Raw genomic sequence first — 12,457 nt, forward strand, 5'->3', positions numbered from 1 at the left:
GCGGGATAAGGAGCGCTGCTCTAGTTCGGTTCGCGGATTTCAAGGCGACCGAGGCCGAGGGCCTCCAGGACGTTGGCGTGGTCCATCGGCATATGGATCAGTGCTTGCCGGTCGACGGTGATGCTCCAGTTTGTCACGACAGGCCGGCCGAAAGCCATTGGTCCGTATGACCTGTTACTGAAAAAGAAAAAGCGCCGTCTTCGTGCTTTTGAGGACGGCGCTGGCTTGGCGGAGATCACCGACATGAGGCCGGCGACCGGAGGTCCTCCACGCCGCCATCGGAAGGATCAGGCGGCGAAGTCGAGAAGCTTCTTGGCCTTGCCCTCCATGTCCAGACGAACATCCTGATGCGACTTGTCGCGCGCGACCCGCGTGATGCCCTGGACGAAATCAAAAATCGATTCTGGCGGCCTGCCTTCCTCCAGCAGCACAGTATCGATGATCTTCGTGGTCTCGGCCTTTGAGAAGCCGCGCTTGCGCAGGAAGCTCTGGCGATCTTCGTCATCCCGAGCGACGATCCGTTGCCGCGCCGCCTTGATGCCGTTGACGAACGGCATGGGCGAGGAATCGGCGAACTGGATCAGCGCCGGCTCGGCTTCCAGGGCGAAACGCGAGGCGGCGTACTTTGAATGGCGAATGGTGATTTCTTCGAAATTTTCTACGCCCCAAAGGTTGCGATTTTGGCAGACTGCGCGGAGATAGAAGCTCGCGATTCCAAGCGTCCTTGCACCGACTTCCGAGTTCCAGCAATAGAAGCCACGGAAGAAAATATCTGAATCGCCGTTCGACAGCTTTCCGGCCTCGATCGGGTTGAGGTCGTCAACCAGGAACAGGAAAACGTCGCGGTCGGAGGCATAGAGCGTCGTGGTGTCCTTGGAGATGTCGACATTTGGGTTGTAGATTCCCGTCGACCAGTCGAGTACGCCCGGCACCTTCCAGCGCGTATCCCCGGTGCCATTGCCGGCAATCTTCTGCACGGCCTCGACCAGCTCATGGTCGAAAATCCTCCCGTAGTCGGGACCGGTCACTGCTCGCAACTCGAGGCGACCGTTTTGGATTTCGAGTGTCTTTACCTGCTCTGCCCGCTGCGAATTCAGCCCGTACTGGAGATTGATGGCGGCGAGCGGGGCCGGGAGCTGGCGCAGATATGCAGCCGGTGCGCCGACCAGGCTGGCAAGCTGACCAAAACTCCAATGCGTGGGGGCAACGGGTGCCTCGGCATCGGGCAGCATGAGTAGGAGGCGTTCCGCGTCGTCGCGGCTGGCTTCGACGCGGATCCGTTCGCTTTCGACAATGCGCGTGCGGCTGCGCTGCGATCGCGCCCTTACCGAGTTCCGGAGGTCGGTGAGGGACAGGTAGCGCTCGTCGGCCGGTCGGTTGAACCACTCCGACGACACGCGGCCGACGCACTGGCCGCGGCTCACATCCACCTTGTAGCCTGCACGCGCGTTCCGCGTCGGTACCTGAATTTCCATGTGTGTCATGGGTTTGCTCCGCGGCGGACGCCGGGAGCCTCTCTCCCGGACCTTCATCCGCCAACCGCAACCCCGCCTGCCCTCTTCCTCTGCTGGCCGCACCGTCGCCTATCGAAGCGCCGCCTACGCGCTTGCTTCCGCGCTGCCCCCGAAGAGCGGTCCCCGAAAGCTGATGATCCTCGTCGGCGAGGTCAAGGAATTCGGCCCGGCTCGGAGCGGCCACAATGCCGACATTGCCAGTTCGGCAGGACCGGGTGCCCCACACATAAAGTATCTCCGACGGCGATGCCGAGATGGACGAAATTCATGAGCGCCGTCATAGCTCTCAATCGCCACGCAAAATCTTTGCTTCGAGCGCGGCAGCGACGAAAGCACGCCGAGCGGATGTTGGATGAGCCTCTCCACGCAATACGCGCAGACAGGCGTCCATCGCTATCTTGCGCTTCTCAGTCTGACGATCGAGATGTCGTAGCAAGATATTGGACGCGTCATTGATATCGAACACGACACGCTCCGAGCTGTGGCGGCTGATCTGGACAACGACTGGCCTTTCAAATCTGCTCGAGCCGGTCCTCCCTCCCCCTCTAAACCCAGCGGCGACAGCCTCGCTCGCACATATTTCCTCAGCCGAACAATTCGGCTGCATCCCCGACTGCTAAGCTTGATCGCTAGCATCGAAGCGGTGGTCATGAACGCTGTCTGGTTAATGTCTGGTGGCGTGGGATTTGGCTAGCTCAATTTCGAGAATGTGCCTTGGGGCAGTCTCGCACAGTTTGTGGAAGCCTATGCCTGCACTTTTCCGCTGCCCGCAGCGACCCACTGCATACCGGAGGTTGGGTCCTCCCACCGGTGTGCTATACGGCTTTGATGGCTATTGGTTCGATGTTGCGCCGACGCTGGCTGCCGGAAAAGAGCTTTCCGTCCTATGCGTATCTGCCGGGCAGGCAACCGCATCCCGTGCGCGATCCCGCGGGACATAGCTACAACAGCGAAGCCATGCCGTTGGCGGCAAAGGCGTCGCTGGATTCAGACATATTCCTCTGGGGTCTCGACCTCTTCAACCACGGCTATTACTGGGAAGCCCATGAGGCGTGGGAAGGGCTGTGGCAAGTTGCAGGCCGAGGCGCTCCGCTTCGGACGCTCTTCAAGGGATTGATCCTGTTATCGGCAGCCGGCGTGAAGATCCGCGAAGGCAAGCACGTGGCAGCGATACGTCATGCCGGACGCGCCGCGGCGCTCCTTCGTCGGCTGAACGCAGCGGATCATACCTTCGAGCGCTCGCTCGGCATGTCGCCCGCAGGGCTCGCCGACCACGCAGAAGCCGCGGTACGGACCCCGGCAGCCTTGCAGGTGACAGTGCTCGGTCAGCCCCAACCCGTGTTTGACTTCATTCTCGGACCGAGCTCCGGCGACAGGCCAAACGGTTCGCAAAAAAGAAGAAACGGTCATCCGTAGAAGACGCCAGGAATAGATGCCAAGTTTCATTCACTGGCCGTATTTTCGTGTAGCGCGGAATTTCGCTACGTTATTTTCGGAGTTACAAAGCTCAAGACCGCATGGCTGCACGTCGGTTCCGGCGCGCGCGGCAGCCGAAACGATTTCCAGGGCCGACGCTTATCAGCGATAGCTTATGGCGATACTTAAGGTGCTGAGACATTTATTGCTTTCAGCCACAATCATCACTATATAGCAAGACTTCGCCTGCTGTCTTTCAAACGACCCGGAGAATTTCATGACAGAAGAAGCCGACCACAACCTCGACGCCTTCATCGAGCTTACCGCCGAGATCGTCTCAGCCTATGTCTCGAACAATCCGGTTCCGGTGGGGGACCTCTCCGCCCTGATCGGCCAAGTACATGCGGCGCTGAAAGGAACGGCCGGCAGCGTTTCCGCAGAACAGCCGCAGGCTCTCAAGCCTGCTGTCCCGATCAAAAAGTCCGTGATGGCGGACTACATCATCTGCCTTGACGATGGAAAGAAGTTCAAATCGCTAAAGCGCCATCTGTCGACCCACTACGGGCTGACGCCGGACGAGTACCGCGTCAAATGGGGCCTGCCGGCAGACTATCCGATGGTCGCGCCAAATTACGCCGCTGCGCGCTCGGCGTTGGCTAAGACCATGGGGCTCGGCCGCAAACCGAAAGAGCCGGAAAAGCTGGCGCCGGCGAAGCGGGCGAGCAAGAAGGTCGCGGCCTGACTTTATCTCTCTAGGGTCGTGCGGGAGCGCGCGGCTGCTATCGGCATGATCTGCTCAGAATCTGAAAGAAAGGCGGAAGATCAAACTCCGCCTTATCTCGCGTTCATTCCCCTCTTGCCGGGACGCAGGAGAAATTTAGCCGGCTTTACTGAGGCTGCCGGCAGAGGACTTGCCAGTGCGGCGGTCCTGTTCGATTTCATAGTTGATCTTCTGACCTTCATTCAGAGTCGAGAGGCCCGCGCGTTCGACAGCGGAAACGTGGACGAAAACATCCTGACCGCCGTTGTCGGGCTGAATAAATCCAAATCCCTTGGTGCTGTTGAACCACTTCACCGTTCCAGTCGCCATATGCGTTTCCTTTGTACTATTGCAAATTGGACAGGCGGTTAGGCCATCCCGTTTTTGAAATCCAAGACCTTCGAGTTAAACGCAGCAAATCGAATAATTGCAAGGCCTGCTTCGATCGGCCGTGGGGTGGCTTGCGCATGCGCCACTATCGCTCGTTGTCGGCGTGGCGAAGGCAATGGCACCGTTTGTAGCCGCATGATGCGACCTGTTCGGGCCAATGAATTCCTCTCCCGTCCCATGAAATTGATCGCCTGGACATTGTCCAACCAACAAAGGGGCCGCCAGCCTCTCGATCCTGCGAAGCCATATTAGGTTGAACCGGCTGTGGAATTGGCGGTCGTCATCCTGCCATCCTCGCCGTTACGCCATTCGCCTTCAGTGCCGCCATCAGCATCGGCCCGACCGAAAACGCCCCCGCCCTGGCCTTGTCAGTCAGCACGCGCAGATAGCCCCCGGCGGAATTGATGTGCTGAGCACGTTGCAGGATACAGGCAATCACGATCGCAGCGGTTTCCTGGCCCATCGCATGGCAGGCCTCCTCATATGCAGATGGCGAGACACCAAGGTAACCCCGCACCTGGGCGGCGGTGATCATGAGATCGCGCCAGTTGCTGATCCCGTCGACGGCATAGTCCACAATTTCCGGGCAGGCTTTCAGCACAAGCCCAAGCGGAAAGGCTTTCAGGGGCTCTGCGGTTCTCGTCCTTGGCTCGGCCGGCGCCCCGCTTTTCTCTAAAGCAGGTTCAAATTCAAAAATAGAGTCGGTATTTGAATCAGATTGCTGCCGCTCGTTTTGAGAGTCATTGCCGCCCGAATTCGTGGATTTCATATGATTGTCGAGCAGCTTAGTCACTTCCTCGTACAATGCCGCAAGATCCGCGACAATCGGCTCGAGCTCGGCAATGCAAGCTCGGCGCGGAATTGCCTCCACAACGCCGCGGAAGCGCTTCCACAGGCCTCCCCAGTCGCCAGGGACGTCTTCGTCAAGAGCCGCCTCTATCAGCTTGTGGATGTCGCGGCGGTGCAAGGTGATCCGCTCCCTCATAAGCCTGAGCGCCCTGTTGTCGGCGCGAACACGCTCGGCTGCTGCCTCGAACTCGTAAGCCCGGGCCAGCAGCGGCGCCAGGGAGAAGCCAAATGCTTCCTCGATCTCCCCTCCTCTGCCCTTGCGGGCGTAACGCTTGCCGTTCGGGCTATCCCGACGGATGATCAGCCCGCAGTCCACAAGAGCCGCCAGGTGCCGCCTGAGCGTGGCATCAGGCATCCCGTGTGCCCTGAGGGACAGCTGAGCGTTCGAAGGAAAGACGATGAGGTCGTTTTCCTCACTCAACTCACTGTCAGGATAGAACGATAGCAACGCATTCAGGACGGCCAGAGCACGATCGCCGATGCCGACGATGCTCTTGCCTTCGCAGAGGTTGCGGTAGATCTGCCACTTGTCGACGACCCTGCCCTTGGGAATCTCACGTGACTCGTTTTGCGCTGCCAACATGGCAAGCGACATCGGTCGCCGCCCAAAGGGCGTCGTTGCAATACCCGTCTCCATTTTCTTTCACCCTCGATCAGGCAAAAGAATTCTGCTCACCAAAACGGCGCCACGACTCTTGACAGTGATTCGGGGAAATGCGATTCTCAGCTTGCGACAGACGAGAAGGGCTTCCGCGACGGTGACGTTCGGGGGCCTTTTTCTTTTGCGGTTTCAGTCTCCTGTTGATGTCTTCTCCGACTTTCTGAACGCCTCATAAAGGTTGCTCAGATTATCGGATATCCACGTCCCAAAGCGGCTGCCGTCCATCTCCTTCACGGCGATCGTGATGGCCTTGCCTGCTTTCTTGACGCTGACGCTAACTGATTTGTCCTCGGGGACCCACGACTGTGCTTGGGACCTCACGGCTGCCTTGCGAACCGGCTTCCCCTTCGCATTCAAGGCTACTAGCAGCCTGTCGAAGCGTTCGTTGCTCTCCAGCTCACCGAATTCTGGTTCGGACAAGATTGCATTAACCACTTCAGATTTCTTGCCGGCGAGCAGAGACAGCTCAACCCACCGCTCGCGGCCTATAGACGTAGCTGATCCAATCTTGCCGATCACAGATGTCGGAATTCTTGTGACAACTGATACCATCTTCGAGACCGCAGCGGCGTTCGAGGTCAATGCTGACGAGATCACATCTCTGTCGTACCCCAAATCCTCAAGGCGCTTTGCGAACATCGCCTTCTCGATGAAACTGAGATTTGCCCGAGCGGAATTCTCCTGTCCCTGGGCAATTACATGGGTCTTATCGTCGATCTCCTTGACGACCGCCCTCACCTTCCGTCCCAACTCGCGGGCGACTCGGACCCTGCGATGGCCAAAGACGATCATGTAGCGGCCGTCTGAGCTCGGATGCGGACGGACAAGTATGGGAGAATCCTGCCCCCTCTCCCGAATCGCTTCCAGCAGCTCTTGATATTGTTCCTCGTCGTCGCCCATGCGGTCAGAAACGAACGAACCGTCGACTGCGCTTGGGTCGAGTTCGACGACATGCTCGCCCTCAAGATACGCATCCGCTTGCTTTGCCAATTCGTTGACAGAGCGGATCATGGATTTTGACGCGCCGCGGATCGGATATGCCGCAGCGGAGGCCGATGACGCCCGGTCGTCGGTCCCCGCTTCTACGAGGCCTGCAAGAAGATTCTTACGTGCCATATTTTACCTCCAGATAGCGCGTAGTCCATTGAATACATTTGGCAAAAGTCCACTTTTGTCAGCAGACAAAGTCAACGCCCCCATGCCTCATGAATTAAAGCTACGATTTCGCCGTTTACGACGTCCAAGGCTTCCATTGCCCGCTCGTATGTGGAACGGGTCATTGCATTCTTTTCGACTTCGTAGAGGGTCTGCTTGGTAATCCCCGCATCGGAAATCGCCGTTGATTTCAGCATCTGGTTCTTGAGAATGAATTCGCCGAACAGCGTATGCAGGAACGCCACCATCTGCGCTTGCGGCTGATCCGTGGGTTCGAATCGAGTAACAAGATAGCGATACCACTCCAGATTCACCTCCGCACCGGCCGCCCTGATCGGCTCCAGGATGTTCCCGAGCATCAGCAGAAACTGGCCCATGCTCATAACATCGAGCATCTGTGGATGGATCGTGATCAACACTGAGGTCGCCGCTGTCAGTGCGGCGATCGTCAGGTAGCCAAGCTGCGGCGGACAATCGATAACTATGACATCGTAGCGATCGTCGACCTCCATCAATGCCTTCGAGATGCGCGTGAAAAACGCCCTGCCCACATTCGACGACTTGTCCGTCATTGCCAGAGGCGTGTCGTATTCGAATTCCTGCAACTCTAGGTTCGCTGGGACGATGTCCAAGCCCGGGAAATTCGTCGGCTTGATGATCTCCGAGAGAGGCACCCTCTCGCCGTCATAACGAATCGCGTCGTAAAGCGATTTCGTCTGGTCGAGTTCAGGTTGGAACCCATGCAACGAAGAAAGCGACGCTTGCGGATCGAGATCGACAGCTAGGACACGGTGCCCGGTAAGCGCAAGGTATTGGGCGAGGTGGGCAGCGGTAGTGGTCTTCCCACTCCCCCCCTTGAAATTAACCACAGCTAAAATCTGAAGCTTCTCGCTCGGCCGCCGATGGGGAACATACATGCGGGCGTCAGACCGACCGTACTGGTCGAGATACTGGCGCAGCTCAAGCATCTGTTCAGCAGTGTACGAGCGTCTGCCCGACGTCGAGGTTTCCGGCACCGGCCCCTTTCCTTCCAGATGCAGCTTCTTCAGATGGCTCTGGGAAACCCCCAGATACGTGGCAACCTCCGCCAGCGAGAACGAACGAAGATTTTTCTTTGCGTGGGGAGGGAAGCGCTGCATCGAAAGCAGGTGCAACTTCTTCGATATCTGGTCGCCCTGATCGAGGATACTCTTCTCGAACAGCAGCGGGATTTTCGTAGGAACGGGCGAACTCACGTTCATTCGATCGAGACTCTCTAAAAACGATTTTTGACGTAAAAGCGCCAAGCAACCGTCATTATGTCCGATTCGTTCGCCCGGGCAAGAAATTTAAAGTTAACAAAAGCTTAATGGTCTCGGGAGAGGATCACACGATGTGATTCATGCAACTGAATATGCTACACAATTCGGCGATTTTGTCTGCGGACAAATCCTGCTTTTCCCAAGCACAAATCCTGCTTACCCAAGCGTCCCGCCCAAATTCCTTTCGGATTCCTTAGGCGACCCGCACCGGCGCATGGCAAGTGATCACGACATTGAGCTTCTGACGAATATCTGCAGATTAAACTCGACCGCGCTGACCCGACATTGCAAAGCGGCCATGTCATCTTTCGTCTCCCTTGAAGAAGCTAAACTAAGTGTTTCCAGCTGATACCTCGTCGGAGGAGAGGGCGGCGCTCATCAGCCCTTCGCATTCACGATAAACGCCAAGTGTGAGAACGGAATAATGGTGTCGAGTTCGCTCACCAGACGAAAGTGTGCCGGCGTTCATCGCCCAGACCCCCCGAAGATGGTTCCCTCGGCGCGCAGCAGTTTTGCGTCTGACGCAGGTTCGAGAGCCGCAGGCTCATGGTGCTTGCTCAAAACAGATACGGTTTGTCCGCCCAGGCGAGCAGAATGGCGGCGTCCTGGTCAGGTAGCCGCACCCGGCCCGTGCGCAGGCCGTCGGCGATGGCGCGACCGACATTTGGATCGACCCAGTGGCCGTGGGTCATCAGAAAGAACCAGGCGAAAGGCAGACCGATTTCGGTGTCGATCGCCTCGATCCGCTCCATCAGCCGGTGTACGGAGACGCCTTCGTCGGCGAGCAGCCGCTCAGTCGGCATTTTGAGCGGCCGCGGGATAAAACCGATCTCGCGCCGGTCGCGATCCTCGAGGTCGTGGATGTCGAAGGCCCAGTGCGCAAAGATACGGTTGGCCGCCGCACTTGATCGTTCCCAGTCCGCAAAAAACCGGTTTTCGCGCGGCACGAAATCGAACCAGTCGGGATTGGCATCGAAAAACGCGGTGTCGAGCGTGCCGTCTGGCCTGACCTCGCGGATGACACGGTTTTCCAGCTCGGGCCGCTGCGCCTCGCGCAGTTCGCGTTCGATGCGCGTCCTGCGGGCCAAAAAACTGCGCATGTGGACGATGCCGCCGCCGGAACGGCCACGCAGCCGGTAGACTGGCCCTGCGAGCTGTTGTGTCTCGACCTCGGAACCGCGCTGAACCCAGGTCGGCTCGAACAGATCGTCGACATTGCGGGGACGATAGTCGGGATCGACCGCCGCGCCGGCCAGAACCTCAATCTCGCGGCCGAGCGAGATCTGCACGAAGTCGGCGACGCCGGGACCGGTCGGGGCAAAGGCGAAGGCCGTGGTACCGCGCCATTCGGCGAATTTTTCCCCGCTCTGGCGATGCCGATTCCAGAAGGCGTTGAGGTCACTGCCGACTTCGGCCAGTTCATACTCGACCCAGGCGCGATGGTCACCGAGGCGGGTGCCGTCGGCAGCGACAACGTCGTGAGGGTTGCACCAGTAGGGATCGTCGATGGTCGCGACGGTGAAGACGAAGCCCGGAAAGGCCTTGTTCAGGGCAGGGGCGAGTTCGACGTCGGCCGACTGCGGCTCTAAAGCTGCGAGCACGGTTTCGACGGAAGCGGCGTCGGGCAGGCGGGCGGGTTTTTGCTCAGTCATTCTCGGGCTCCGGCCGGGTGGGAAATCCGCGCTTTTCTCGTCAAGGGAACGCCGTGCGTCGTCGTCGGCGATCTTGGAGGGCGATCCTGGCCGATTTGGGTCACGAGAACAACGCTGACGTCCCGGATCGCCGATGGTGCGGAAGAGGGGCGGCAGCTTGTGCGACAAGCCGGAAATGACTATTTTACGCGCACTATGAGCAAGCATTTAGGCTCAGTCCTGACGACGGTGAACGCACCCTACAGTGATCAACTGGACGACGCGGCGCTGGCGCATTGCCTTGCTGATATCGATCTGGCCAAGCAGCACCCCGGTCATATCAGCGCCTTTCTCGGCGAGGTCCCGCTGGCCCAGCAAGTCGAGTTCGCAATCGCGCACCACATCGCGATTGACGACCTCAAGGCCTTTGCCGCCAAGTTCTCTGCCTGGGCCGGCGAGAGCTATCCGCTCGCCGCGTAGTGGCCAGGAGGGGGATCTTTCCGAGGCTGACGCCGGCGCCGGGCTCAAAAAATGCTTCCAGTTGGCGGCATAGGCGCGACGGGTGTTTGCCGAACTCGCTGCTTCGACATAAGCGCGCACGGTCAGCTTGATCCGCGTGCGTGCTAGGGCGGTGGCAGCAGCTTGAATGGTTCGGTCCTGGGCTTGAAAGGTGCCGAGAACTGCCATATCTTTTGCACAAGAAATATGACTCTCAATATGGTAGGATGAATTCTGTGGCCCATGCACTCAAGATCCCCGAGCAGAATGGACCTCTCATCTTGTCCTATATGGACCGGAACGGGAAGATTGCGATCGAGCAGGTCGCGGACGGTTTTGGCATGTCCAAGGGCCAGTTGGCCCAGACCGCCGGTCTTGCTCGCGAGACCCTTTATCGCTCAGAGCGCAGCGCTACGGTTAAGACACAGGGGCGTCTGCGGGAAATGCTTGAGATCATCAGTCGTGTGACGGATTGGGCGGGCGGCAAGGAGCAGGCGATGGCTTGGTATCGAGCTCAGCCGCTTCCAGCATTTGGCGGACGCACTGCTGAAGCGCTGGTGAAGGAAGGCAAGGCCGCTGCGGTCCGTGATTATCTCGATCACATGGCTGTTGGTGGTTTCGCTTGAGGTTCGTTGGAACCTGCTACCGGGCACACGATCCACGTTGGGCATTCAAGCCGACTTCCGGCGAAGGGGCGGCGATCAGAGGTGCGCGATTTAATCCCAAAGGCGTGCCGGCGCTCTATTTGGCGCTGACCATCATGACAGCGGTCAAGGAAGCCAACCAGGGGTTCGCGCACCGGATCGATCCTTGCGTGCTGTGTTCCTATGAGATCGACTGCGATGACATCGTGGATCTGACAACGGACGAGGCGAGGGGAGAATTTTCTATCGCGCTCGAGGACATGGCCTGCGCCTGGGCGACGGCGCTTAGCGACGGAGAGCGCCCGGCGTCCTGGTCCGTCTACGACCGGCTGCGGCCTCGGAGTATTGCCGGCATTGTGGTCCCAAGTTTCGCGCCGAGCGCCGAGATGGAGGATCGTAACCTGGTCCTTTGGGACTGGGGTCCGGGTCTGCCGCACAAGGTAACCGTATTCGACCCAAGCGGCCGGTTGCCGAAGGACCAGCTATCCTGGCGATAACGCACTTCTCGGCATCCGAAGGGCAGGGGAGGGGCGTGCCCGGCCTATAGTCCGCTCGCCTTGGTGAGATTGACACGGAAGCGATCGCGTCTGCGCTGATAGCGGCGAGTCATTTCAGCCGAGGCATGGCCAAGCTGCTTTTGCACATAGCGTTCGTCGACCTCGGCCGAGGAGGCGAGGCCGGCGCGCAGCGAATGCCCGGCAAATTTTTGACCGCGTTCGCCTTCGGGCAAATCGCCACGCACGCCGGCCGCCAGCGCGGTGCGTTTGACCAGGCGGGCGACCTCCTGGTCGTTGAGCCGGTCGGCTCCGACTCTCTTGCCTTGCCCTGTCACCCGACGAAAAAGCGGACCGTGGGCGATGCGCGCAAGCTTGAGCCAGGTCTCCAGCGCAACGACCGGGCAGGTCGCATCGGACGAGCCGCGCCCAACTTCGACCTCTCGCCAGCCGGTCTTGCCGCGCAGCCGCAACAGCATGCCCTTGTCGAGGATTTCGATCCAGCCGGAAGAATCCTCGGTCTGGTCGCGGCCGCAGTCGAGGCCGACGACCTCCGAGCGACGCAGGCCGCCGGCGAAACCCAAGAGCAGCATTGCCCGGTCCCGCAGGCCGCGCAGGGTGCCGCGGTCGAGCGTTTCCAGCATGACGATGAGATCCTCGGGCAACACCGCCTCCTTCTGGCGGGGCGGGGCTGCGTGGGTGTTGCGGATGCCGGCCATGACGGTGGCGATGTGGCGGTCTTTTCTGTCCAGCAGTTGGCCGCGCTGCGTGCAATTCCAGCTTAGGGAAGACAGGCGTCGCTCGATCGTGGCTACCGAGTTCGGTTTCTTGTCTCCTGTCACCTTTCCGGATGCACAGGCGGTGATGTAGAGGCCAACGATCTGCGGATCCGGCGGCAATGGGTCAAAAGACTGCCGACGGCACCAGGCACAAAAATGCTTCCAGTCGGAGGCATAGGCGCGGCGCGTATTGGCCGAGCTCGCCGCCTCGACGTAATCGCGCGCGCGATCGGCCAGTGCGTCGAGATGCGCCGGCCGGCGCTCGGTCGAGACGACCGGACGGGGAGGGGGTGAGGTGTGGTCGGCATCGCCGGCGGAAAGCCAACGATTTGGCTTTCCGAACTCCGAACGGTGAGCGTCCGGTT

General features: G+C 59.4%; 13 protein-coding genes. 5 read left to right on the forward strand and 8 right to left on the reverse strand.

Annotated features, from left to right (window positions below; translation table 11 throughout):
• Nucleotides 1–287: 287 nt before the first annotated feature.
• Nucleotides 288–1,484, reverse strand: a complete 1,197-nt coding sequence (locus LB543_RS31050; RefSeq protein WP_224616966.1) for a DUF932 domain-containing protein — start codon at nt 1,482–1,484, stop codon at nt 288–290.
• Between the two features lie 316 nt (nt 1,485–1,800).
• Nucleotides 1,801–2,121: a DUF982 domain-containing protein gene (locus LB543_RS31055; RefSeq protein WP_224616954.1), complete on the reverse strand. Its 321-nt coding sequence runs from the start codon at nt 2,119–2,121 to the stop codon at nt 1,801–1,803.
• A gap of 221 nt (nt 2,122–2,342) precedes the next feature.
• Between LB543_RS31055 and LB543_RS31060 the strand changes: the two genes are divergently transcribed.
• Together LB543_RS31060 and LB543_RS31065 are read left to right on the forward strand one after the other, a co-directional pair.
• On the forward strand, nt 2,343–2,930 hold the full coding sequence (locus LB543_RS31060) for a DUF309 domain-containing protein (protein WP_224616956.1): 588 nt from the start codon (nt 2,343–2,345) through the stop codon (nt 2,928–2,930).
• 277 nt (nt 2,931–3,207) lie between these two features.
• Nucleotides 3,208–3,672: a MucR family transcriptional regulator gene (locus tag LB543_RS31065; RefSeq protein WP_224616958.1), complete on the forward strand. Its 465-nt coding sequence runs from the start codon at nt 3,208–3,210 to the stop codon at nt 3,670–3,672.
• Nucleotides 3,673–3,807: 135 nt separating this feature from the next.
• On the opposite strand, the gene LB543_RS31070 is transcribed toward LB543_RS31065, so the two are convergent.
• The 5 genes from LB543_RS31070 to LB543_RS31090 all read right to left on the reverse strand — a co-directional run bounded on the left by LB543_RS31070 (nt 3,808) and on the right by LB543_RS31090 (nt 9,698).
• A complete protein-coding gene (locus LB543_RS31070; RefSeq protein WP_224615929.1) occupies nt 3,808–4,020 on the reverse strand; it encodes a cold-shock protein in 213 nt (70 codons plus the stop codon).
• Between the two features lie 340 nt (nt 4,021–4,360).
• Nucleotides 4,361–5,566, reverse strand: a complete 1,206-nt coding sequence (gene repC / locus LB543_RS31075; protein ID WP_224616960.1) for a plasmid replication protein RepC — start codon at nt 5,564–5,566, stop codon at nt 4,361–4,363.
• Nucleotides 5,567–5,719: 153 nt separating this feature from the next.
• Nucleotides 5,720–6,706, reverse strand: coding sequence for a plasmid partitioning protein RepB (repB, locus tag LB543_RS31080; protein ID WP_224616961.1), 987 nt, complete (start codon nt 6,704–6,706; stop codon nt 5,720–5,722).
• Between the two features lie 71 nt (nt 6,707–6,777).
• Nucleotides 6,778–7,986, reverse strand: coding sequence for a plasmid partitioning protein RepA (repA, locus tag LB543_RS31085; protein WP_224616968.1), 1,209 nt, complete (start codon nt 7,984–7,986; stop codon nt 6,778–6,780).
• A 617-nt stretch (nt 7,987–8,603) separates the two neighbouring features.
• Entirely contained in the window at nt 8,604–9,698 is a 1,095-nt protein-coding gene (locus LB543_RS31090) for a hypothetical protein (RefSeq protein WP_224616963.1), read from the reverse strand.
• On the opposite strand from LB543_RS31090, the gene LB543_RS31095 reads away from it, so the two are divergent.
• From LB543_RS31095 to LB543_RS31105, 3 genes are all read left to right on the forward strand, one after another.
• The gene (locus tag LB543_RS31095; RefSeq protein WP_224616972.1) at nt 9,687–10,157 is read left to right on the forward strand and encodes a hypothetical protein; all 471 of its coding nucleotides are present in this window, start codon (nt 9,687–9,689) and stop codon (nt 10,155–10,157) included. The two genes, LB543_RS31090 and LB543_RS31095, sit on opposite strands and share 12 nt — an antisense overlap.
• Before the next feature lie 254 nt (nt 10,158–10,411).
• Nucleotides 10,412–10,801, forward strand: a complete 390-nt coding sequence (locus LB543_RS31100; protein ID WP_411908802.1) for an antitoxin Xre/MbcA/ParS toxin-binding domain-containing protein — start codon at nt 10,412–10,414, stop codon at nt 10,799–10,801.
• Nucleotides 10,798–11,316, forward strand: a complete 519-nt coding sequence (locus LB543_RS31105) for an RES family NAD+ phosphorylase (RefSeq protein ID WP_224616964.1) — start codon at nt 10,798–10,800, stop codon at nt 11,314–11,316. Before LB543_RS31100 ends, LB543_RS31105 begins: the two co-directional genes overlap by 4 nt.
• A gap of 44 nt (nt 11,317–11,360) precedes the next feature.
• Here the strand turns inward: LB543_RS31105 and LB543_RS31110 are convergent.
• Nucleotides 11,361–12,457, reverse strand: a 1,097-nt coding sequence (locus LB543_RS31110) for a site-specific integrase (protein WP_318013023.1), incomplete at its 5' end; no start/stop codon positions are given.

The organism is Mesorhizobium sp. ESP7-2 (assembly GCF_020164715.1).
In the GTDB taxonomy this organism is placed as follows: domain Bacteria; phylum Pseudomonadota; class Alphaproteobacteria; order Rhizobiales; family Rhizobiaceae; genus Mesorhizobium.